At 68.8% G+C, this 21900-nt stretch carries 17 protein-coding genes; 13 read left to right on the top strand and 4 right to left on the bottom strand.

Features of this window, described 5'->3' with window-relative positions:
- Nucleotides 1–36: 36 nt before the first annotated feature.
- A complete protein-coding gene (locus tag BLU08_RS02625) occupies nt 37–1359 on the top strand; it encodes an amidohydrolase (protein WP_090194864.1) in 1323 nt (440 codons plus the stop codon).
- Between the two features lie 159 nt (nt 1360–1518).
- On the opposite strand, the gene BLU08_RS02630 is transcribed toward BLU08_RS02625, so the two are convergent.
- Together BLU08_RS02630 and BLU08_RS02635 are read right to left on the bottom strand one after the other, a co-directional pair.
- Nucleotides 1519–1719, bottom strand: a complete 201-nt coding sequence (locus BLU08_RS02630) for a hypothetical protein (RefSeq protein ID WP_090194869.1) — start codon at nt 1717–1719, stop codon at nt 1519–1521.
- A gap of 112 nt (nt 1720–1831) precedes the next feature.
- Complete coding sequence (locus tag BLU08_RS02635; protein WP_090194874.1) at nt 1832–3427, bottom strand: isocitrate lyase; 1596 nt, start codon at nt 3425–3427, stop codon at nt 1832–1834.
- Nucleotides 3428–3600: 173 nt separating this feature from the next.
- Between BLU08_RS02635 and BLU08_RS02640 the strand changes: the two genes are divergently transcribed.
- The 6 genes from BLU08_RS02640 to BLU08_RS02665 all read left to right on the top strand — a co-directional run bounded on the left by BLU08_RS02640 (nt 3601) and on the right by BLU08_RS02665 (nt 12423).
- A complete protein-coding gene (locus BLU08_RS02640; RefSeq protein WP_090194878.1) occupies nt 3601–4938 on the top strand; it encodes a short-chain fatty acyl-CoA regulator family protein in 1338 nt (445 codons plus the stop codon).
- A 128-nt stretch (nt 4939–5066) separates the two neighbouring features.
- On the top strand, nt 5067–6452 hold the full coding sequence (locus BLU08_RS02645) for a TIGR03013 family XrtA/PEP-CTERM system glycosyltransferase (protein WP_090194882.1): 1386 nt from the start codon (nt 5067–5069) through the stop codon (nt 6450–6452).
- Nucleotides 6449–8581: an XrtA/PEP-CTERM system histidine kinase PrsK gene (prsK, locus tag BLU08_RS02650; RefSeq protein WP_090200909.1), complete on the top strand. Its 2133-nt coding sequence runs from the start codon at nt 6449–6451 to the stop codon at nt 8579–8581. Before BLU08_RS02645 ends, prsK begins: the two co-directional genes overlap by 4 nt.
- Nucleotides 8581–9945 carry a PEP-CTERM-box response regulator transcription factor gene (prsR, locus tag BLU08_RS02655; RefSeq protein WP_090194887.1) on the top strand — a complete coding sequence of 455 codons (1365 nt, stop codon included), beginning with the start codon at nt 8581–8583 and terminating at the stop codon, nt 9943–9945. The genes prsK and prsR overlap by 1 nt, the downstream gene beginning before the upstream one ends.
- Nucleotides 9929–11416 carry a tetratricopeptide repeat protein gene (locus BLU08_RS02660; protein ID WP_157674433.1) on the top strand — a complete coding sequence of 496 codons (1488 nt, stop codon included), beginning with the start codon at nt 9929–9931 and terminating at the stop codon, nt 11414–11416. The genes prsR and BLU08_RS02660 overlap by 17 nt, the downstream gene beginning before the upstream one ends.
- A 41-nt stretch (nt 11417–11457) precedes the next feature.
- Nucleotides 11458–12423, top strand: coding sequence for a bile acid:sodium symporter family protein (locus BLU08_RS02665; protein ID WP_090194895.1), 966 nt, complete (start codon nt 11458–11460; stop codon nt 12421–12423).
- Here BLU08_RS02665 and BLU08_RS02670 read toward each other — a convergent pair.
- Both BLU08_RS02670 and panB read right to left on the bottom strand, forming a co-directional pair.
- A complete protein-coding gene (locus BLU08_RS02670) occupies nt 12395–13474 on the bottom strand; it encodes a DUF475 domain-containing protein (protein ID WP_172800966.1) in 1080 nt (359 codons plus the stop codon). The genes BLU08_RS02665 and BLU08_RS02670 overlap by 29 nt on opposite strands.
- 49 nt (nt 13475–13523) lie before the next feature.
- A complete protein-coding gene (gene panB, locus BLU08_RS02675) occupies nt 13524–14396 on the bottom strand; it encodes a 3-methyl-2-oxobutanoate hydroxymethyltransferase (RefSeq protein WP_090194898.1) in 873 nt (290 codons plus the stop codon).
- A gap of 139 nt (nt 14397–14535) precedes the next feature.
- On the opposite strand from panB, the gene BLU08_RS02680 reads away from it, so the two are divergent.
- The 6 genes from BLU08_RS02680 to BLU08_RS02705 all read left to right on the top strand — a co-directional run bounded on the left by BLU08_RS02680 (nt 14536) and on the right by BLU08_RS02705 (nt 21879).
- Nucleotides 14536–15981 carry a sodium-dependent transporter gene (locus tag BLU08_RS02680; protein WP_090194901.1) on the top strand — a complete coding sequence of 482 codons (1446 nt, stop codon included), beginning with the start codon at nt 14536–14538 and terminating at the stop codon, nt 15979–15981.
- Nucleotides 15982–16090: 109 nt separating this feature from the next.
- On the top strand, nt 16091–16963 hold the full coding sequence (locus tag BLU08_RS02685; RefSeq protein ID WP_233996059.1) for a recA-like protein: 873 nt from the start codon (nt 16091–16093) through the stop codon (nt 16961–16963).
- Nucleotides 16964–16997: 34 nt separating this feature from the next.
- Nucleotides 16998–18491: a DUF6504 family protein gene (locus BLU08_RS02690; protein WP_369816838.1), complete on the top strand. Its 1494-nt coding sequence runs from the start codon at nt 16998–17000 to the stop codon at nt 18489–18491.
- A 60-nt stretch (nt 18492–18551) separates the two neighbouring features.
- Nucleotides 18552–18890, top strand: a complete 339-nt coding sequence (locus BLU08_RS02695; RefSeq protein WP_090194905.1) for a PilZ domain-containing protein — start codon at nt 18552–18554, stop codon at nt 18888–18890.
- A 102-nt stretch (nt 18891–18992) separates the two neighbouring features.
- Nucleotides 18993–20234 (top strand): putative DNA modification/repair radical SAM protein, encoded by a 1242-nt coding sequence (locus tag BLU08_RS02700; protein WP_090194908.1) that lies wholly within the window; start codon nt 18993–18995, stop codon nt 20232–20234.
- Between the two features lie 199 nt (nt 20235–20433).
- The gene (locus BLU08_RS02705; protein ID WP_090194912.1) at nt 20434–21879 is read left to right on the top strand and encodes a UdgX family uracil-DNA binding protein; all 1446 of its coding nucleotides are present in this window, start codon (nt 20434–20436) and stop codon (nt 21877–21879) included.
- Nucleotides 21880–21900 lie beyond the last annotated feature (21 nt).

Genomic DNA, 21900 nt, shown 5'->3' on the forward strand with positions numbered 1-21900 from the left:
CGCGAGGCGGGGGCAAGGAAACGGGGAGACGAGACGATGATGAAGCATCTGATGGCGGGCGCGGCGCTGGCATTGACGATGGCGGTGCCGGCGCAGGCCGACGCGCTGCGAGACGCGGTGAGCGAGGACATGCCCGGCCTCGTCGAGCTTTACCAGGACCTCCACGCCAATCCCGAACTTTCCTTCCAGGAATTCGAAACGTCGAAGAAGCTCGCCGCGCGCGCCCGGGAACTCGGCTTCGAGGTGACCGAGGGCGTGGGCCAGACCGGCGTCGTCGCGGTGATGCGGAACGGCGAGGGGCCGGTCGTCATGCTGCGCGCCGACATGGACGCGCTGCCCGTGACCGAACAGACCGGGCTGCCCTATGCGTCGCAGGCGCGCGGCACGCCCGAAAGCGGGGTCGAAAGCGGGATCATGCACGCCTGCGGCCATGACACGCACATGGCCGCGTGGGTCGGCACGGCGCAGCTCATGGCGGAGCGGCGCGATCAATGGTCCGGCACGCTCGTCATGATCCTCCAGCCTGCCGAGGAACTCGGCCTCGGCGCGCTCGCCATGCTCGAGGACGGGCTGTTCGAGCGGTTCCCGAAGCCCGACTACGTGCTCGGCTTCCACGATGCGGCGCAGGCGCCTGCCGGCATGATCGGCTATTCCAAGGGCTACGCGCTGGCGAATGTCGACAGCGTCGACATCAAGGTGAAAGGCATCGGCGGGCACGGCGCCTATCCACACACGACCAAGGACCCGATCGTGATCGCGGCGAGCATCGTCACGCGCCTGCAGACGCTGGTGAGCCGCGAGACGAACCCGCTCGATTCGGCGGTGGTGACGGTGGGCAGCTTCCTTGCCGGGACCAAGCACAACATCATTCCCGACGAGGCGAGGCTGCAACTGACCGTCCGCTCCTATGGCGATGACACGCGGGCCGCGCTGCTCGACGGCATCCGCCGCATCGCCCGGGCCGAAGCGCTCGCGGCGGGCCTGCCCGAGGACCTGCTGCCCGAGGTCACGGTGGAGGAGCCCTATACGCCCTCGACCTACAACACGCCCGAATTCACCGAGGAGGTGATGGCGGTGCTGAAAGAGCGCTTTCCCGAGCGCGTGTTCGAGGTGCCGAGCGTGATGGGCGGAGAGGATTTCGGCCAGTTCTACCGCGCGGACCCGGACAACATCGAATCGCTCATCTTCTGGGTCGGCGGGGTGCCGCAGGACGAATACGAGGCGGCGCAGCGCGGCGAGGTCGAACTCGTCAGCCTCCATTCGCCCTTCTGGGCGCCGGACGCGCCGGTCGTGATCGCGACCGCGACCGAGGCGATGACCGCAGCGACGCTCGACCTGTTGGCGAAGCAGGGCGGGTGATTTCCCCGCCCGTTCCGAAGGTTCCCTGACCGCTCGCCAAGCCGTTCCTGAGACGGGGGAGGGGCTTCGCAAAAATAACGGCCGCCGGGCGCGGGGCGAACCCCGCATCCGACGGCCGTCTTCTCCTCCCCAGGAGAACCGGTGAAATGCGGCCGGCGTTTACTCGGTCGAAGGCACGTAGGTGCCGAGCCGGTGGTGCAGCGCGTTGATCTTGGCGAGTTCCTCGCGGTCCTCGGTCGTGCGGGCGTGGCTTTCGAGCGCGCGGCGCAGCAGTTTCATGTCCGCCGTCGAAAGCAGCGCGCGGGCGCGGCCCGGCTCCGATTTCGGCGCGTCGGCGTTGGTGGTGTCGGTATCGCTCATCGAATATCTCCCTGTCCTGCATGGGGTGCAAGTGCGGCTGCGCCGTTCATGCAGACAATGCCGGCATCCCGCAAGGCCGGTTCCTGTGGCCCCGCGGGATGCCGGAACCGGTTCACGCCGCTTCGAACTGGTTCATGGTGTTGTCCTTGCCCGCCGCCTTCAGGGCCGCTTCGCCGGCGAAATATTCCTTGTGATCGTCGCCGATGTCCGAGCCGGCCATGTTCTGGTGCTTCACGCAGGCGATCCCTTCGCGGATTTCCTTGCGCTGCACGTTCTTGACGTAGCCGAGCATGGCTTCCTCGCCGAAATATTCCCGTGCGAGGTTGTCGGTCGAAAGCGCCGCGGTGTGGTAGGTCGGCAGGGTGATGAGGTGGTGGAAGATGCCCGCGCGCCGGGCTGCATCGGCCTGGAAACTGCGGATCTTCGCATCGGCTTCGGCGGCGAGTTCGCTGTCGTCGTAGTCGACGCTCATCAGGCGCGCGCGATCATAGGCGGAGACGTCCTTGCCCGCTTCCTCCCACGCATCGAACACCTGCTGGCGGAAGTTCAGCGTCCAGTTGAACGAGGGCGAGTTGTTGTAGACCAGCTTCGCGTCCGGAACGGTCTCGCGGATCTTGTCGACCATCTCCGCGATCTGTTCGACGTGCGGCTTCTCGGTCTCGATCCAGAGCAGGTCCGCGCCGTTCTGGAGCGAGGTGATGCAGTCGAGCACGACCCGGTCGACCCCGGTGCCGGGGCGGAACTGGTAGAGGTTCGACGGGAGCCGCTTGGGCGCCATCAGCTTGCCGTCGCGGCTGATGAAGACCTGTCCGTTGGTAATGTTCGCGGGATCGACCTCCTCGGCATCGAGGAAGCTGTTGTACTGGTCGCCGAGGTCGCCCGGTTCCTTCGAATAGGCGATCTGCTTGGTCAGGCCGGCGCCGAGCGAATCGGTGCGCGCGACAATGATGCCGTCGTCGATGCCGAGCTCGAGGAAGGCGTGGCGGCAGGCGCGGATCTTGGCGATGAAATCCTCGTGCGGGACCGTCACCTTGCCGTCCTGGTGGCCGCACTGCTTTTCGTCGGAGACCTGGTTCTCGATCTGGAGCGCGCAGGCGCCCGCCTCGACCATCTTCTTGGCGAGGAGATAGGTCGCCTCGGCATTGCCGAACCCTGCGTCGATGTCGGCGATGATCGGCACGACGTGGGTTTCGTAGCTGTCGATGTTCTTCTGGATCTCGCGGGCCTTGACCTCGTCACCCGCCTCGCGCGCCGCGTCGAGCGCGCGGAACATCATGCCGAGCTCGCGCGCGTCGGCCTGCTTGAGAAAGGTGTAAAGCTCGCCGATCAGGTCCGGCACGGCGGTCTTCTCGTGCATCGACTGGTCGGGCAGCGGGCCGAAATCGCTCCGCAGCGCGGCCACCATCCAGCCCGAAAGATAGAGGTAGCGACGCTTGGTCGAGCCGAAATGCTTCTTGATGGAGATCATCTTCTGCTGGCCGATGAAGCCGTGCCAGCAACCGAGCGACTGGGTATACTGCGACGGATCGGCGTCGTAGGCCGCCATGTCCTCGCGCATGATCTTCGCGGTGTACTTCGCGATGTCGAGCCCGGTGCGGAAACGGTTCTGGATGACCATGCGCGCGGCGCTTTCGGGGTCGATCCCGACCCAGTTGCCGTTCTTGCCGACGACGTTCTGCATATGGGCGATGGTGTCCTGGTAGGTCATGGCTGTTCGATCTCCTTCGTGTCCTGGGGAGTGGATGAACCGCATGTGGCGCGCTGCGGTGCAGCATGACAGGAAAAATTACAGAATATCTTGTCTCTATGGGGTGATTTCGCGGAAAATCGGTGTAAGAGTGTAAAGGTATTTACAAACCCGATCCGCCCGGAACCCCGATCATGTCCGAAAGTGCCCTTCTCGCCGGACCCTCCCTGCGCCGCCTGCGCAAACGCGAGGGCCTGACGCAGGCCGCCATGGCCGCCGCGCTCGGCATCTCGCCCTCCTATCTCAACCTCATCGAACGCAACCAGCGCCCGCTTTCGGCGCGCGTGCTGGTGCAGGTGATCGAACGCTTCGATTTCGACCCCCGGTCCCTGCGCGAGGACGAGGCGATCGGCGGGGTCGACGGGCTCGTGCGCCGCCTCTCCGACAAGCGATTCGCCGATCTCGGGATCGACCGCGAGGAGGTGCAGGAATTCCTCTCCGCCGCCCCGCAGGCCGCCGCCGCCTTCGCGCGGCTGTACGACAATGCGGGCGAGGTCGCCGCGCGGGTCGAGGACCCGGAAGGGGACGCACGCGAGGCGGTCGAGCGCTGGCAGAACCACTTCGCCGATCTCGACCACGCGGCCGAGGACCTCGCCGACGAATTGCGCCTCTCGCGCGGGGACATGGCCGCCGCGCTCGGGGAACGCCTGCGCGAACAGCACCGCCTGTCGGTCCGGATCCTCCCCGCCGAGGTCATGCCGGGCATGGTCCAGCGACTGGACCTTCACGCGCGGCAATTGCAGCTGTCCGAAATGCTCCCGGGTGCGGCGCGGCGGTTCCAGATCGCGCGGCAGGTCGGCGCGCTCGAACAGCGCGACGCGATCGAGGAACTGGTCGCGGGCGCGAAGCTCGCCAGCGACGAGGCGCGCGCGGCCTTCCGCAATCACGTGCTCGACTATCTCGCCGCCGCCCTGCTGATGCCCTATCGCCGCTTCATGCGGGCCTGCGAACAGACCGGCTACGACCTCGCCGTGCTCCAGCGGCGATTCGCGGTCAGTTTCGACCAGCTCGCCCAGCGATTGACCACGCTCCAGCGGGTGGGCGAGCGGGGCCTGCCCTTCTTCAGCGCGCGCTTCGGGCGCACGGGGCGGATGCTCGGCTTCACCGCGGGGGCGAGCGGGGCGCTCTATCCGCTCGCCGGGGCGCGCTGGCCGGCGTGGGTGCCCTATGCCGCGTTCGAGAGCCGCGGGCAGATGCTCACCCAGGCCGTGACCTTCGGCGAGGGCGAGGCGGCGCCGCGCCACTGGTTCACCATCGCCCGCACGGTCGAGGTCGACGGGGCGGCGTGTTCGGCCCGGCGCGCGATCGTGCTGGGGGTCGAGGCGCGCTTCGCCGGCGAACTCGCGCAGGCGCGCGGCATCTCGCTCGCGCCCGAGGACGCGGTCCCGCTGGGCGGCGGCTGCCCGCGCTGCGGCAGGGCGGATTGCCTGACCCCCGCGACCGCACGGCTTGCCCGCGCGCAGCAATTGTGAACCCGTTAACCCTCGCAGGACAGGAACGCCGCGGGTTTGCCCGGGCTGTGTAAGGTTTACCGACACTTAAGCTCTCGGCCCTAGAGGGGGGGCGTGCCCATCCCCGCCACCCGAGGCCCGCTGCGCCGATGATCCGCCTGTTCAAGCACTACATCCCGCACGCCGTGATCCTGCTTGGCCTGCTGGACCTCGCGCTGCTGGTGCTGGCGAGCGAGATGGCCTGGCAGTTGCGCGCCACGCAGATCGCGATGGAGCCGGGGCCGATCGGCGAACGCTGGCTGCCTCTCCTTGCGACCGGGCTGGTGGTGTGGCTGGCGATGATCGCGGTCGGGGTCTACGGCCCCAATGCGCTGCGTTCGCTGCGGTTTGCCGGGGCGCGGCTGCTGGTCGCGATCAGCCTCGGCATCATCGCGCTTGCGACGATCGACTTCATCCTGCCGGGCAGCACCTTCTGGCGTTCGACCCTGCTCTACGCGATGGGTTTCGCGATCCTCGTGCTGGTCGGCGACCGGCTGCTGCTCAACAGCTTCCTCGGCTCCTCGGCCTTCCGGCGGCGGGTCATGGTGCTCGGCGCGGGCGACCGGGCGCAGCGCCTGCGCGAACTGGGCGAGCGGCCCGAAAGCGGTTTCGTCATCGTCTCCTACATCGCCATGGGAGAGCCCGAGCGGGTCGTCGAGGAGGCGATCGCGCGCGAGGCGATCCATGATCTCGGCCGCTTCGTCGAGAATCTCGGCGTGTCCGAAGTCGTCCTCGCCCTGCAGGAGCGCCGCAACGCGCTGCCGCTCAAGGACCTGCTGCGGATCAAGACCAAGGGCGTCCACGTCAACGATTTCTCCAGCTTCATGGAGCGCGAAACCGGGCGGGTCGATCTCGACACCGTCAATCCGTCCTGGCTGATCTTCTCCGACGGCTTTTCGAGCGGGCGGATGTTCTCGAGCGCGGTCAAGCGCCTGTTCGACATCGTCGCGAGCCTCGTCCTGCTGTTCTTCACCTTCCCGATCATCGCGCTGTTCGCGGTGCTGGTGAAGCTCGACAGCAAGGGTCCCGCCTTCTTCCGGCAGGAGCGGGTCGGGCTCTACGGTGAGCCTTTCCGGATCGTGAAGCTGCGCTCGATGCGGACCGATGCCGAAAAGGACGGGGCGAAATGGGCCGAGGAGAACGACCCGCGCATCACGCGGCTCGGCCGGTTCATCCGCAAGGTCCGCATCGACGAACTGCCGCAGGCCTGGAGCGTGCTCATGGGCCAGATGAGCTTCGTCGGCCCGCGCCCGGAAGTCCCGCAATTCGTCGAAGACCTGGAGGAGCAGATTCCCTTCTATGGCGAACGGCACATGGTAAAGCCCGGCATCACCGGCTGGGCGCAGATCAACTATCCCTACGGCGCCTCGACCGAGGACAGCCGGCACAAGCTCGAATACGACCTCTATTACGCCAAGAACTACACGCCCTTCCTCGATTTCGTCATCCTGCTGCAGACGGTGCGGGTGATCCTGTGGCCGGAGGGCGCGCGATGATGCTTTCGGCGAGCCTCGCGCCCTATCTCGGCATGGTCTGCATGATCGCGGGCGCGGTGCTGGCGGCAGGCGCGCTGGTGTGGATCGCGCGCTATGGCGACCGCACGCGGCCCGATCGCGAATCGGCGCTCGCGGCCGCGACGCTGACCGCGCTGTGGTGCGTGCTCGGCGCGGCGCTCGGGGCCGATGCGCCCGCGACCGAGCTGATCGCGACGGCGCGCAATCTCGCCTTCATCGCGATGATCTTCCGCCTGTTCTCGGCCGACGGGCGCGACGAAAGCCTGCGCCCGATCCGGCCGGTGATCTTCGCCCTCGTGCTCGTCGAACTGCTCCAGCCGGTGACGCTCGCGGTCGAGCTCAGGGTGGGTGCCGCCCCGGTCCGGCTCGACCAGGCGATCTTCGAGGCCTCGACGATCCTCGCCATGCTCGTCGCCATCGGCGCGCTGGTGCTGCTGCACAATCTCTACGCCGGCGCCGCCGCCGCCTCGCGCGAGGTGCTGCGCTGGAGCGGCATCGCGCTGGCGGGAGTGTTCGGCTACGATCTCAATCTTCACACCATCGCCTATCTCGGCGGGGAAAGCCCCGAGGCGCTGGTCGCGCTGCGCGGCCTCTTCACCGGGGCGATGGTCGGGCTGCTCGCGATCGGGGCCAATGCGCGCGGGGCGAGCCTGCAGCTGCGGCCCTCGCGCGCGGTGACGTTCCAGACTCTCTCGCTGCTGGTGATCGGCAGCTACCTTGCGGTGATGGTGCTGGTGACGCGTTCGCTCGCGCTGATCGGCGGGGACATCGCGCGCACCGGGCAGGTGGTGTTCCTCGTCATCGCCATCGTCTGCGCGGTGATCTGGCTGCCGTCCGAGCGCGTCCGCTCCTGGATCAGGGTGATGGCGACGAAGCACCTGTTCCAGCACCGCTACGACTACCGCGCCGAATGGCTGCGCTTCACCCGCACGATCGGCCACGGTTCGGGCGGTTCGGCGAGCTTCCAGCAGCGCGCGGTCAAGGCCATCGCCGACATCACCGACAGCCCGGCGGGCCTGCTGCTGGTGCCGAACGAGGAGGCGCAGCTCGAACTCACCGCGCGCTGGAACTGGCCGACCATCGAAGTCCCGGCGATCGCGGGCGAATATGCGCTTTCGGGCCTGCTCGAGATGCACCACCACATCCTCGACCTCGACGAGGTGCGCGCAGGGATCGACCACCACGGCGAGGCGGCCGAGGTCCCGGCTTGGCTGCGCGAGGCGGAGGATGCCTGGGCGCTCGTGCCGCTCATCCATTTCGAGCGGCTCGTCGGCGCCATTGTCCTTGCCCGCCCGCGGACCATGCGGCGGCTCGACTGGGAGGATTTCGACCTCCTGCGCGTCGCCGGGCAGCAATTGGCGAGCTACCTCGCCGAACAGGCCGGGCAGCAGGCGCTGATGGACGCGAGCCGCTTCGACGAGTTCAACCGGCGCATGGCCTTCGTCATGCACGACATCAAGAACCTTGCGAGCCAGATGTCGCTGCTCGCCGCGAATGCCGAAAAGCACGCCGACAATCCCGCCTTCCGCGCCGACATGCTGGTGACGCTCAGGAAATCCTCGGAAAAACTGACCGCGCTCCTCGCCCGGCTCGGCCGCTACGGGACCGGCCCGGTGCAGGAGCGCTCGCGGTTCGACCTCGCGGCGCTCGCCGGGGGGATCGCGGATCGCTTTGCCGGGGGCCATCCGGTCACGCTCACCAAGGCCGAGCGGGTGGAGGTGATCGGCGACCGCGATGCGCTCGAACAGGCGCTGATCCATCTCGTGCAGAACGCGATCGATGCGAGCGAGGCGGACGTTCCGGTCCGTCTCGACGCGGTGCGCGACGGGATCACGGGGCGGATCGACATCGTCGACAGCGGCCATGGCATGTCGCCCGAATTCGTCCGCAATTCGCTGTTCAAGCCGTTCGTCTCGTCCAAGCAGGGCGGCTTCGGCATCGGCGCGTTCGAGGCGCGCGAGATGATCCGGGCGATGGGCGGGCGGCTCACCGTCGAATCGCGCGAAGGGCTCGGCAGCCGCTTTTCCGTCACCCTGCCGTTGCCGGAGGCCGCGCGCCTCGACGGCACGGCGGGCACTCCCGCTACAGCCCCCCAGAACGAGGTCGCATGATGGCTGACAAGAAACCCAACCTCCTCGTGATCGAGGACGACGAGGGCCTGCAGGCCCAGCTCAAATGGGCCTATGACGATTTCAACGTCGTCATCGCCGGGGATCGCGACAGCGCGATCGCCGCGCTTCGCAGCGAAGCGCCCGCGGTGGTCACGCTCGATCTCGGGCTTCCGCCCGATCCCGACGGGACGAGCGAAGGCTTCGCCGTGCTCGACGCGATCATGGCGCTGAAGCCCGACACCAAGGTGATCGTCGCCAGCGGCCATGGCGCGCGCGAGAGCGCGCTGCAGGCGATCGACCGCGGGGCCTATGACTTCTACCAGAAGCCCGTCGATATCGACCAGCTCGGCCTTATCGTCCGGCGCGCCTTCGCGCTCCACCTGATCGAGCAGGAAAACCGCCGCCTCCTGGCGCGTTCGGGCGAGGAGAAGACCGTGCTCGGCCGGCTGATCACCGCGGCACCCGAAATGGTCAAGGTCGCCCGCACGATCGAACGCGTCGCGCGCACCAGCGTTTCGGTCATGCTGCTGGGCGCAAGCGGGACCGGCAAGGAATTGCTGGCAAAGGGGCTCCACGATGCCAGCGACCGCGCGGGAGGCCCCTTTGTCGCGATCAATTGCGCCGCGATCCCCGAAAACCTCCTCGAAAGCGAGCTGTTCGGGCACGAAAGGGGCGCCTTCACCGGCGCGGTCAAGACCACCGAGGGCAAGATCGAAAGCGCCCATGGCGGCACGCTCTTCCTCGACGAGGTCGGCGACATCCCGCTGCCGCTGCAGGTCAAGCTGCTGCGCTTCCTGCAGGAGCGCACGATCGAACGGATCGGCGGGCGCAAGGCGATCGCGGTCGACACCCGGATCGTGTGCGCGACGCACCAGAATCTCGAAGCGATGATTACCGAGGGGACCTTCCGCGAGGACCTGTTCTATCGCCTTGCCGAGATCGTGGTGCGGATCCCCGGACTTGCCGAGCGCCACGGCGATGCCGTCCTGCTCGCCAAGACCTTCCTCAAGCGCTTCGCAAGGGAGATGAACCCCGCCGTCACCGGCTTCGCGCCCGACGCGCTCGCCGCGATCGACGCGCACGAATGGCCGGGCAACGTGCGCGAGCTCGAAAACCGGGTGAAGCGCGCGGTGATCATGGCCGACGGCAAGCTGGTGAGCGCCGACGACCTCGATTTCGCGGGCGACGCGCAGGAGGATGCCGAAGTGCTCAACCTCAAGGCGGCGCGCGAACAGTCGGACCGGCGGGTGATCCGCCATGCCCTCGCACGCAGCGAGGGGAACATCTCGAACACGGCGAAGCTGCTCGGGATCAGCCGGCCGACGCTCTACGACCTGCTCAAGCAGTATGACCTCCAGACCTGACTTGGCGTTCGGCGCGGCGCTGGCCGCGGCGGCGCTGGCGCTCCCGGGATGCGCCGAGCCGCTGGCCGAGGCGGAGGCCGCCGCGCCTGCCGGGAGCGATACCTTCCTTGCGCTGGTCGAACAGGCGCGGGGCGCGGCGGGGGAGGGCGACCTTGCCCGGGCGGGGCGGCTGCTCGACGAGGCGCTTGCGCTGGAGCCGGAGAACCCTGCCGTGTGGGCCGACATCGCCCGCCTGCGCTTTCGCGGGGGCGAACAGATCGCGGCGATCGACGCGGTGGAGCGGGCGCTCGCGCTCGATCCCGCGCATGGCCCGGCGCTGCTGATGCGCGCCCAGCTGGTGCGCGACGCCCACGGTTTTCGCGCGGCCCGCGGCTGGTACGACGCCGCGCTTGCCGCCGATCCCGGCAATGCCGAAATCATGCTCGACCGCGCGGCGACGCTGGGCGAGGGCGGGGATTACCGCGCCATGCTCGGCGCGCTCCAGGGATTGCCGGAGGCCGCGCCGGAAGCGGGCAGGGGGCATTTCCTGCGCGCCGTGCTCGCCGCGCGGGCCGGGGAAAACGTGCTCGCGCGCAGCCTGCTGGCGCGCAGCGGCCTGGTGGAGCAGGGCGTGCCGGCCGCCGTGCTGCTCGACGCGCTGGTCGACCTTGCACAGGCCAATCACGACAGCGCGGCGGCCAAGCTCTCCGCTCTCGCGCGTCGCCAGCCCGGCAATGTCCGGGTGGCCGACCTCCACGCCCACGCGCTCTGGCTTGGGCGGAGGGACCGGGAACTGGTCGACCTTCACGCGGGCCGCGCGCGGCGGGACGATGCCTCGCCCTTCCTGGCGATGCTGGTGGGACGCGCGTTCGAACGGCTCGGCGAACGGGATGCGGCGGCGCCTTTCCTCGAACGCGCCGCGGCCGGGCCGAGCGAAGGCACCGGCCTGCTCGCGGGGAATGACGCGTTGCCCGGCCCGACCGCCCGGCTGCGCGCGCTGCTCGCCGCGGGCGATCGCGCGGCGGCACGGCGCGCAGGCGATGCGCTGCGGCGCCGCTTTCCCGCCTCCTCGGACATCAGCGCGCTCGCGGGGGACGCCGCCCTCGCGGCGGGCGATGCGGCTGGCGCACTGGCGCTCTACCGCGGTGCGGCCATGGTGCGGCGGCCCTGGCCGCTCGCGAAGAAGGCGATCCGCGCCTATCGCGAGGTCGGGGACGAGGAGGCGGCCGAAGTCCTGCTTGCCCGCCACGTCGCGGGCGAGCCGCACAATGCCGAAGCGCTCGTCATGCTGGCGGCGGCCAGCGCGCGGCGCGAGGACTGGCTGCGCGCGAAGCTCCTGCTCGATCGGGCGATCGCGCTCGGGGCGGGCAGCGATCCGGCCCTCCTGCGTCTGCGCGCCGAGGTCGCCGGGGCGCTCGGGGAAACGGGCGAGGCGGAGCGGTTTTCCGCGGCGGCACAGGCGCTCGCCCCGCACGGTTTCGCGGCGCGATAGGCGCTCGACATCCGGCGCGGGCGCGGGCAGGGGCGCGTCCCATGCCCGCGCGTTTTGCCATGCTCGCCGACCCGATGATCGCGGTCCTCGTGATCGCGACCGCGCTCGCGGCGGTCCTGCCCGCGACCGGCGAGGCGCGCGGGCTGGCGCAGCTGGTGTCGAACGGGGCGATCTTCGTTCTTTTTCTCGTCAACGGAATGCGGATAGCGCGCGCCGAGATCGCGCAGGGACTGGCGAACTGGCGCTATTTCGTCCCGCTGCTCGGGTGGATCTTCGGGGTGATGGCGCTCGTCGGGCTCGGCTTCATGCAGATAGCCCAGCTGACCCTGCCGCCGCTGGTCGCGCTCGGCTTTCTCTATTTCGGCTGCCTGCCCTCGACCGTGCAATCCGCGACGAGCTACACCAGCCTCGCCGGCGGGAACGTCGCCCTGTCGGTCGTCGGCGCGGCGCTCGTCAACATTGCCGGGGTGTTCGTCACCGCGCCGCTCTTTGCGCTGCTCGGCGGCGGGGCGGCGGCGGAGATCGGATACGAGACGATCGCGCGGATCGGCGTGATCCTCGTGCTGCCCTTCGTCATCGGGCAGGCCGTGCAACGTTGGACGCGGGCGTGGGTGATCGAACGCAGGGCCAGCATCGCCTGGCTCGATCGGGGGGTGATCGGGATCGCGGTCTATGTCGCCTTCTCCGGCGCGGTGGAGCAGGGGCTGGGCAGCCTGTTCGGCGCGGCCCAATGGGCGATGCTCCTGGGGCTGGTCGCCGCTTTCCTGGGCATTGCCATAGCGGGCGCGTGGTTCGCCGGGGGCGCGCTCGGCCTGGCGCGGGCCGAGCGGATCGCGTTTCTTTTCGCCGGGTCGCAGAAAAGCGTCGCGATCGGCGCCCCCATGGCCGCGATCCTGTTCGTGCCCGCGCAGGCCGGCTTCGTGATCGCGCCGCTGCTGCTCTACCACCTGTTGCAGCTGGTCGCGGCCGCCCCGCTCGCTAGCCGCCTCGCGCGGGAGCCGCGCTAGCCTCGGCGCGCGTCTCCGCGCGGTTGTGACGGATCGACCAGTAGAGCGACAGCCCGATCAGCACCGCGCCGACCAGCCCGGTGATCGTTTCCGGGATATGCCAGCGCGCCGACAGGAGCATGATCGCCCCCAGCACAATGATCGCCCAGAACGCGCCGTGTTCGAGATAGCGATACTGCGCGAGCGTCCCCGCGCGCACGAGGTGGACCGTCATCGAACGCACGAACATCGCGCCGACCGACAGGCCGATGGCGATGACGATCATGTTGTTCGACAGGGCGAAGGCCCCGATCACCCCGTCGAAGCTGAAGCTCGCGTCGAGCACCTCGAGATAGAGGAACCCGCCGAGGCCCGAGCGCACCAGTTCCCCGCTCGCCTTCTTCGCCTGCTCGCGCTGCTCGATCCATTCGCCGAGCGCGTTGACCGCGATGTAGGTGAGCAGGCCGAGCACGCCTGCGGTGAGGAAGGTGAGCGATTCCTCCGCCGAAAGCAGGGTCGAGACGCCGTAGAGGATGCCGAGGACCAGCCCGATCTCGACCGCGGGGAGGGTGGAGAAACGGTTGATGCCCCGTTCGAGCGCGCCGATCCAGTGCACTTCCTTGTCCGCGTCGAAGAAGAAGGAGAGGCCCACCATCGCGAGGAAGGCCCCGCCGAACCCGGCGATCCCGATATGGGCTTCGGAGACGATGCGTTCGTATTCCTGCGGATTGCCGAGCGAGAGTTCCACCGCCGCCCAGGGGCCGATATTGGCCGCGATCGAGACGATGGCGATGGGAAAGACGATCCGCATCCCGAACACCGCGATCAGAATCCCGATGGTGAGAAAGCGCTGCTGCCACACCGGGTCCATTTCGCGCAGCACGGTTGCGTTCACCACCGCGTTGTCGAAACTGAGCGAGACCTCGAGGACCGACAGGACGATGACGATCCACAGGACCGAGAGCATCCCGCCAAGGGTGCCGCTGCTGACCCAGCCGTAATAGGCCGCCCCGGCAAAACAGGCCGCGGTGAAAACCAGCGAGAAGGTGTAGTAGCGAAGCAGGGTCTGCATGGCGGCGGGGATTCCGGCAGGGAAGGAAAGGACAGCGGTAGGTTCGCTCTCAATCCTTGGGCTGGTAGGTCTGTTCCTCGCCCGGAAAGCTGCGCGCGCGCACTTCGCCGGCGTAGGTGGCGACGGTTTTCTCGATGATCTCGGCGATGTTTTCGTAACGCTTCACGAACCGCGGCACGCGCTCGAACATCCCGAGCATGTCGTCGGTGACGAGCACTTGGCCGTCGCATTTGGCCGAAGCGCCGATCCCGATGGTTGGGCAGGAAACCGCTTCGGTGACGGCAATCGCGATCGGTTCGACCACGCCCTCGACCACGACGGCAAAGGCGCCGGCTTCATCCAGTGCTTTCGCATCGCTGACGATCTTCCCGGCTTCGGCATCGGAGCGCCCGCGCGCGGCATAGCCGCCGAGCACGTTGACCGCCTGCGGGGTGAGCCCGACATGGCCCATCACCGGGATGCCCCGCGAAGCGAGGAATTCGACCGTCGGCGCCATCGCCGCGCCGCCCTCGAGCTTGACTGCGGCGGCGCCGGTTTCCTTGAGCAGGCGCGCGGCGCTTTCGAAAGCCTGCTCGGGCGATGCTTCATAGGAGCCGAAGGGCATGTCGATCACCACGACCGCGTGATAGCTCCCCCGGACCACCGCCGCGCCGTGGTTCGCCATCATCTCCATCGTCACGGGGATGGTGGAAGGCAGGCCGTAGATCACCTGGCCGAGCGAATCGCCCACCAGCAGGAGGTCGCAATGCGCGTCGAGCAGCTGCGCCTGGCGCGCGGTGTAGGCCGTCAGCATGACCAGCGGTTCCTCGGTCACGCCGTCCACCTTGCGCGCGCGGATGCGCGGCACGGTCAGCCGCTTCATCGGCTGCGGGGTGGGATTGGCCCGGCTGGTGCTCGTGTCGAGCTGGAAGGTGGTGGACATGGCCGCCGCACTTAGCGCCGTGCCAACGCAAAGGCAAAGACTGCCCTTGGCGCGCGGCGCTTTTCGTTGCACTAGGGTTGCAAAGGGACGGACAGGAGCGCACGCCGCGGCGGCGCGACAAGAGGGTTTTTCACAGGACATGGTAGCATCCACCGGCACGACCGCGCGCGAGGGCTGGTCCTCGCGCAGCGCCTTCGTACTCGCGGCGATCGGCTCGGCCGTCGGGCTCGGCAATCTCGTGCGCTTTCCGGCCGAGGCCGGGGCCAATGGCGGCGGCGCCTTCGTCCTGTTCTACATCTTCTGCGTCGTGCTGATCGGGCTGCCGGTGCTGCTGTCCGAAGTGCTCATCGGGCGCCACGGCCAGGCCGCCGCCCCGCTCAGCTTTCGCCGGATCGCCGAGGAATCGGGCGGATCGGGGGCCTGGAGCATCGTCGCCTCGCTCGGCGTGTTCTCGGCCTTTCTCGTGCTCAGCTTCTACTGCGTGCTGGGCGGCTGGGTGCTGTACTACATCGGCCTGTTCGGCGCCGATGTCTTCCTGTCCGGCCCCGCGAGCGGCGCGTTCGCGGGCAGCAGTTTCGAGGAGGTCGACGCGCTGTTCGGCGCGATGGTGAGCGACGGGCTTTCCACCAGCCTGCTCGACATCGTGTTCCTCGCGATCACCTTCCTCTTCGTCGCGCGCGGGGTGTCGGGCGGGATCGAGAAGGTCGCGGTCTATCTCATGCCCGCCTTCTTCTTCCTGCTGCTGGCGATCACGATCTACGGGATGTTCGGCGGGGCGATGGCGCGCACGGTGGATTATCTCTTCACCTTCGAGCCCGAAAAGCTGACGGGCGAGGTGATGCTGGCCGCCGTCGGCCAGGCCTTCTTCTCGCTGTCGCTGGGGGTCGCCGGGATGGTGACCTACGGCGCTTACGTCGGGCGCGACGTGAACCTCGCGAGCACCAGCGGGGTGATCGCCGGGGCCGACACGGCGGTCGCGCTGATCGCGGGGCTGTGCATCTTCCCGATCGTCTTTGCCGCCGGGCTCGAGCCGAGCGGCGGGCTCGGCCTCATGTTCCAGACCCTGCCGCACGCCTTTTCCGACCTGCCGTTCGGCACGCTGATCGGGCTCGCCTTCTTCGTCATGGTCGCCTTCGCCGCCCTGACGAGTTCGGTCAGCCTTATGGAGGCTCCGACTTCCTGGGCGATGGACCGGCTCGGCCTCGCGCGTCCGGTGGCCGCGATGTTGGTGACGGGCGCGGCGGCCGTGCTGGGCGTGCTTTCGGCGCTGTCGACCGGCGCGCTCGCGGGGTTCCATCCCCTGGGCTTCATCCCCTTGTTCGAGGGGCTGGGCATCCTCGACCTGCTCGATTCCTTCACCGGCAAGCTGACCATGCCGATCGGGGCGCTGCTTACCTCGGTTTTCGTCGGCTGGGTAGTCTCGCGCCGCCTGCTCGACGAGGAAAGCGGGCTCGGCGGCGGGGTGCACCGGTTCTGGCTTTTCCTGGTGCGCTGGTTCTGCCCCCTGATGCTGGCGCTGATCCTCGTTAGCGGGATCTTCCCCGAGACGACGGCGCGGCTCTTCGCGACGCTCGGCGCGGGGTAGTTGCAGCGCGCGGGGACGGGCGCGACGAGCGCGCTTGCAATCGCGTTCCACGTGGAACATAATGGGAACACAAGGGCTCCCCGCGAGTCCTTTGCGATGAGCAGTTCCCATGACCCGATCCGCATTCCTCGACCGAGCTTCGGCGTTCCGCGCCTTTCCCGTCCCCGCCCGCCCGCGCGGGGGAGGGGCGGCCGCGCGCCTGTCGGCCGGCGATCCTGTCCCTTGCGCGCTCCGGCGGGAGAACCGCTGGCGACCGGGCCTTGCCCGGCAGCCGCTCCACAGCGAGATCTTCGCCTGCGCCGGCGATGCGAGCGGGGCGGGCTTCGCACTGGCGCTAGCCCGCGATGCGCTCGCCGCCGCGGCCGCCGTGCCCGACCGGCTCGCCGAACCGCATGACCGGCGTCACGTCCTGTGGGTGCAGGACGCGCGCGCGATCGAGCGGGGCGGGCGGCCCTATCTCCACGGCCTGCCGCGCGACCTGCAAGGTCGGCTGATCCACGTCGCCGCGCGCACGCCCGAAGACGCGCTGTTCGCGCTGGAGGAGGGGCTGCGCTGCCGCGAACTTGCCTGCGTGATCGGGGAAATCGCGGGCAATCCGCGCAGCCTCGATTTCACCGCCTCGCGCCGGCTCAGCCTGACGGCGGAGAAGCACGGCATCGCGCTGTGGCTGGTCCGGCTCGATGCCGAGGCCGATCTCTCCTCGGCGCGGATGCGCTGGCGGGTGGGGCCGGCGCCTTCCGCCCGCCCGCGCTGGAACGGCGATGCGCCCGGCGCTGCAGCGTGGTCTGCCGAACTGTTCCGCGCGCGCTCCCACATTCCCGGAACATGGACCCTTCGCGATGACGACGGACGCCTCCGCACCGACCGCCCCCTCCGCCCCGAAAGCCGCGCCAGCAACGACGCACCGCCCGCCCCGCCGGATCCTCGCCCTGTGGTGCGAGCGACTTTCGGTCGATCGCTGGCGGCTCGGGCCAGGGCTTGAAAGAGGCGAGGGCGCGGACGGCGAACCCACCGCGCTGATCACCGAAACCGCGCACGGTCCCCGCATCGCCGCTGTCAACGACGCGGGCCGCGCCGCCGGGGTGGTGCCCGGCACCATGCTCGCCGACGCGCGGACCGTCTGCCCTTCCGTCCGCACCGCGCCGGCGGACCCGGCGGGCGATCTCGCCTTTCTCGAGAAGCTCGCGGTCTGGGCACAGCGCTGGGGCCCGTGGAGCGCGCTCGACGCGCCCGATGGCTTGCTGGTCGATGTGACCGCGGTCGCGCACCTGTTCGGCGGGGAGGTGCGCCTGCTCGCCGATGTCGAAGCGGCCTGCACCGCGCGCGGCCTCGCGGTGCGCTGCGCGATCGCGCCGACGGCGGGCGCGGCCTGGGCGCTCGCGCATTACGGGGCCGGGCGCGCGATCGCGGGGCCTGATGACGATCTCCTCGCCCGGCTCGCCGACCTGCCGGTGGCGGCGCTGCGGCTCGACGAGGACGTGCTGACCGTGCTGCGGCGCCTTGGCCTGAAACGGCTCGGAGAACTCGCGGGCGTTGCGGGTAGCGGCGCGGGCGGAGAGGGCGAAGCCGCCTCGCGCGATGCGATCCAGCGCCGCTTCCGCAACCGCAGGTCGCCCGCCGCCAACCCGCTCATCCGGCTCGACCAGCTGCTCGGCCGCGTCCCCGAACCGCTCCTGCCGGTGGTCCCGCGCGCCATGCCGCTCGTCCAGCGCCGCCTTGTCGAACCGATCCGCCATCGCGACCTGCTCGACCGGGTCCTTGCCGACCTCGCGCAGGACATGGCGCGCGAACTCGAGGGGCGGGGCGAGGGCGCACGGCGGCTCGAGATCGCGCTGTGGCGGGTCGATGGCGAGGTGATCGCGCGCCGTCTCGAACTCGCCGCCGCGACGCGCGATCCGGATCACGTCATCCGCCTGTTTTCCGCCAAGCTCGACGATGTCGATGCGGGATTCGGGATCGAGACGGTGCGCCTCGGCGCGAGCTGGGCCGAACCGCTCGCGCTCGAACAGGGCGAGATCGAACGGTCCGCCGAAAACCGCGGCACCTCGCTCGCCGCCTGCATCGACAGGCTGACCGTGCGGCTCGGGAGCGAGGCCGTGCGCCGCCCCGTCCCGCGCGCGAGCCACCTGCCGGAACGCGCGCAAGGCTGGCAGGGTCCGCTCGAACCCGCCGCGCCGCAGCAGGGAATGCTCGAATTCCACCAGCGCCCCCTGAAACTGCTGGACCGGCCGGAACGGATCGCGGTGCTCTACGCCTCGCCCGACGGCTTTCCCCAGCGCTTTCGCTGGCGGGGGCAAGTGCGCGAGGTCGCCCGGGTCGAGGGGCCGGAACGGATCGCGCCCGAATGGTGGCGCGAACGTTCGAGCGCGCGGCTACGCGACTATTACCGGATCGAGGACGAGACCGGGCGGCGCTACTGGATCTACCGCCACGGCATCGCCGGGGACGGGCGCGGCGGGGACCGGCAGGGGCGCGCGCCCGACTGGTACCTCCAGGGCCTGTATGCCTGATCTTTCCCGAGGCCCCGCGTCAGTATTCCCTTAGGGTTTATGGGTTAACCGCAAGAGGCCATGAACCTGCACTCGATCACCCGAACGTCGGAACGCCGGCCGCTCAGCCTCGTCGTGCGCGGCCGCGTGCGCTCGCGCCCGGTCTTCGTCGACCTGATCGACATTTCCGAAGGCGGCTGCAAGATCCGCGGCACGCAGGGCTTCGCCAGCATCGGTGATCGGGTGGTGATGAAGGTCGGCGGCGTCAACGCCCCGCTCGGCACGATCGCCTGGGTCGAGGGACGCATCGCCGGCGTCGCATTCGAAGGCCAGATGCACAGCGCCGTGCTCGACTACCTGTGCCAGGCGCAGGGCGCCTCGGCCGCGCCGGTAGAGCGGGACGCGCTGCGCCACCTGTGATCGCCCGCTCGCGCGGTCCCGGCACCGCCTGTCCGGGCAGGTTGCAAAGAAAGCACTGGAGCGAGCCGGGTTGGAACATATATGGAACATACAAGGTGTTCCATGGCCCAGCAGCTCTCGCTCAGACAGAAACTCGAAATCCTCGCCGATGCGGCGAAATATGATGCGTCCTGCGCCTCGTCCGGGACGGCGAAGAAGAATTCGGTCGGCGGAAAGGGTGTCGGCTCGACCGAGGGGATGGGCATCTGCCACGCCTATGCCCCCGACGGGCGCTGCATCTCGCTGCTGAAGATCCTGCTGACCAATCACTGCATCTTCGACTGCCATTACTGCATCAACCGCAAGAGCTCCAACGTGGCCCGCGCGCGCTTCACCCCGCAGGAAGTCGCCGATCTCACGCTGTCCTTCTACAAGCGCAACTATATCGAGGGGCTGTTTCTCTCCTCCGGCATCGTGAAGAGCGCGAACCACACGATGGAGCAGCTGATCGAGGCCGCCCGGATCCTGCGCGAGGAACACGATTTTCGCGGCTACATCCATTTGAAGACCATTCCCGAGGCCGATGCCGAGCTGATCCATGCAGCGGGGCTTCATGCCGATCGCGTCTCGATCAATGTCGAACTGCCGACCGACAGCGGGCTCACCCGGCTCGCGCCCGACAAGAACGCCCGCCAGATCGAGGGCGCGATGGACCGCACCAAGGCGCGCATCCTCCAGGCGAAGGACGAGCGCAAACGCTTCCGCCATGCGCCGCGCTTCGCGCCCGCGGGCCAGTCGACCCAGATGATCGTCGGCGCGGACGGGGCGAGCGATGTCGAGATCGTGGGCCGGGCGAGCGCGCTTTACGGCAATTTCGGCCTGAGGCGGGTCTATTACAGCGCCTTCTCGCCGATCCCCGATGCCTCCGCCGTCCTGCCGCTGAAGCGGCCGCCGCTGATCCGCGAACATCGGCTCTACCAGTCGGACTGGCTGATGCGGTTCTACGGCTATGCGCCCGCCGAGGTGGCCGAGGCGGCTGAGCAGGACGGCAACCTCCCGCTCGACATCGATCCCAAGCTCGCCTGGGCGCTTAAGTTCCGCGAGCGTTTCCCGGTCGATGTCAATCGCGCCGGACGCGAGGAATTGCTGCGCGTGCCGGGGCTGGGCACGAAGGCCGTGGCGAAGATCCTCGCCGCGCGGCGGCACCGCACGCTGCGATTGGACGATCTTGCGCGGCTTACCCAGTCCATCGCCAAGGTCCGCCCCTTCCTCGTCGCGGCCGACTGGCGGCCGACGCGGCTGACCGACCGGGCGGATTTGAGGGCCATGCTGGCGCCGAAGCAGGAACAGCTGGAGCTGTTCTGATGGGTTTGGTTTCTCGCAGAGACGCAGAGAAAAGGGAGGCACAGAGAAGTTTGGTGCTCGCGGCGAAGACGCTTTCCTCCCTTGGCCTTTCGGCTGGTCCAGAAGTTGCAGAGGACGAAAATGCCTTCGGCAAGCACAGCATCTCTGTGTCTTTCTTCTCCTCTGCGCCTCTGCGAGAAGCCCCTTCTTTGAGCACATCATGACCGCAATGCAGCACGTCTCCCTCGGCGCGCACTACGTCGTCCATATCCCCGAACCCGACGATTTCGCCTTCTGGCGCGAGCGGGCGCGGGGGCTGATCCAGTGCGACGTGCCCCCCGACCGCGTCTCTTGGGTGGAGCCGGGCGGGACGGGCGATCTCTTCGCCGCGGAAGGCCCCTCCCGCGGCGAACGCCGCCTGCCCGTGCCTCCCGAAAGCCCGCGCGAAGTGCGCGCCAGCAAGCGCTTCCTCCAGCTCGCCCGCAAGGCCGCGCTTCATTCCGACCCTTCGCGTTTCGGCCTGCTTTACCGGATGCTCTGGCGGCTCCAGTCCAATCCCCGTGCGATGGAGGACAAGGCCGATCCCGACGTGCGCCGGATCGAGGAACTCGACAAGGCGGTGCGGCGCGACGCGCACAAGATGCACGCCTTCGTCCGCTTCCGCGAAGCGAGAACCGAGGACGGCGCCGCGCATTACGTCGCCTGGTTCGAACCCGATCATCACATCGTGCGCGCCGAGGCGGGCTTCTTCATGCGCCGTTTCGCCAACATGAACTGGTCGATCCTGACGCCCAGGGGCTGCATCCACTGGGACGGCGAAACCATGCGCGAAAGCGGCCCCGCGCGGCGCTGCGATGCCCCCGGCGGCGATCCGGTCGAGGAACTGTGGCGCTCCTATTACGCTTCCATATTCAATCCCGCGCGATTGAAGGTCGGGGCGATGCTCTCCGAAATGCCGCGCAAATACTGGAAGAACCTGCCCGAGGCGGCGCTGATCCCCGATCTCATCGCCGGCGCGCAGGCGAGGGAAGCGCAGATGGTCGATACCGGAGCGAGGGACATGGGCGAAAAGCCCGAAACACTGGACGCGGTGGCCGCGGCGATCGCGCGCTGCCGTTCCTGCCCGATCGGCGAACTCGAAAACCGCGCGGTGATGGGCGAGGGACCGCGTTCGGCCCCGCTGATGATCGTCGGCGAACAGCCGGGCGATCAGGAGGACGTCAAGGGTCGCCCCTTCGTCGGACCGGCCGGGCAATTGCTCGACGAATATCTTGGGCGCGCCGGGATCGACCGGGGCGCGACCTATGTCACCAATGCGGTGAAGCACTTCAAATATGTCCCGCGCGGCAAACGCAGGCTTCACCAGTCGCCCGCGGCGAAGGAGATCGACACCTGCCGCTGGTGGCTCGAGGCCGAGCGCGACCTTGTGAAACCGCGCGTGATCCTCGCGCTGGGCGCAAGCGCGGCGCGCGGCCTCCTCGGCAGGACCGTGAGCATCTCGAAGGTGCGTGGGCAGGCTCTGCCGATCGAGGGCGGGGCGGAATTGTGGGTGACGGCGCATCCCTCCTACCTCCTGCGCCTCGACGGAGAGGCGCGCGCAAAACAGGCGGCGCTGTTCGAGGCGGACCTTGCTGCGGTGAGGGAGCGGCTCGGGGAATTGGCATGACCATCCTCCCCCGGTGGGGGA

Source organism: Erythrobacter sp. HL-111 (assembly GCF_900105095.1).
GTDB lineage: Bacteria > Pseudomonadota > Alphaproteobacteria > Sphingomonadales > Sphingomonadaceae > Erythrobacter.

What these genes read in the sequence shown, in the direction of transcription:
- BLU08_RS02625 (WP_090194864.1), top strand. Translation starts at nt 37, where the DNA reads ATGATGAAGCATCTGATGGCGGGCGCGGCGCTGGCATTGACGATGGCG.
- BLU08_RS02630 (WP_090194869.1), bottom strand. Translation starts at nt 1,719, where the DNA reads ATGAGCGATACCGACACCACCAACGCCGACGCGCCGAAATCGGAGCCG.
- BLU08_RS02635 (WP_090194874.1), bottom strand. Translation starts at nt 3,427, where the DNA reads ATGACCTACCAGGACACCATCGCCCATATGCAGAACGTCGTCGGCAAG.
- BLU08_RS02640 (WP_090194878.1), top strand. Translation starts at nt 3,601, where the DNA reads ATGTCCGAAAGTGCCCTTCTCGCCGGACCCTCCCTGCGCCGCCTGCGC.
- BLU08_RS02645 (WP_090194882.1), top strand. Translation starts at nt 5,067, where the DNA reads ATGATCCGCCTGTTCAAGCACTACATCCCGCACGCCGTGATCCTGCTT.
- prsK (WP_090200909.1), top strand. Translation starts at nt 6,449, where the DNA reads ATGATGCTTTCGGCGAGCCTCGCGCCCTATCTCGGCATGGTCTGCATG.
- prsR (WP_090194887.1), top strand. Translation starts at nt 8,581, where the DNA reads ATGGCTGACAAGAAACCCAACCTCCTCGTGATCGAGGACGACGAGGGC.
- BLU08_RS02660 (WP_157674433.1), top strand. Translation starts at nt 9,929, where the DNA reads ATGACCTCCAGACCTGACTTGGCGTTCGGCGCGGCGCTGGCCGCGGCG.
- BLU08_RS02665 (WP_090194895.1), top strand. Translation starts at nt 11,458, where the DNA reads ATGCCCGCGCGTTTTGCCATGCTCGCCGACCCGATGATCGCGGTCCTC.
- BLU08_RS02670 (WP_172800966.1), bottom strand. Translation starts at nt 13,474, where the DNA reads ATGCAGACCCTGCTTCGCTACTACACCTTCTCGCTGGTTTTCACCGCG.
- panB (WP_090194898.1), bottom strand. Translation starts at nt 14,396, where the DNA reads ATGTCCACCACCTTCCAGCTCGACACGAGCACCAGCCGGGCCAATCCC.
- BLU08_RS02680 (WP_090194901.1), top strand. Translation starts at nt 14,536, where the DNA reads ATGGTAGCATCCACCGGCACGACCGCGCGCGAGGGCTGGTCCTCGCGC.
- BLU08_RS02685 (WP_233996059.1), top strand. Translation starts at nt 16,091, where the DNA reads ATGACCCGATCCGCATTCCTCGACCGAGCTTCGGCGTTCCGCGCCTTT.
- BLU08_RS02695 (WP_090194905.1), top strand. Translation starts at nt 18,552, where the DNA reads ATGAACCTGCACTCGATCACCCGAACGTCGGAACGCCGGCCGCTCAGC.
- BLU08_RS02700 (WP_090194908.1), top strand. Translation starts at nt 18,993, where the DNA reads ATGGCCCAGCAGCTCTCGCTCAGACAGAAACTCGAAATCCTCGCCGAT.
- BLU08_RS02705 (WP_090194912.1), top strand. Translation starts at nt 20,434, where the DNA reads ATGACCGCAATGCAGCACGTCTCCCTCGGCGCGCACTACGTCGTCCAT.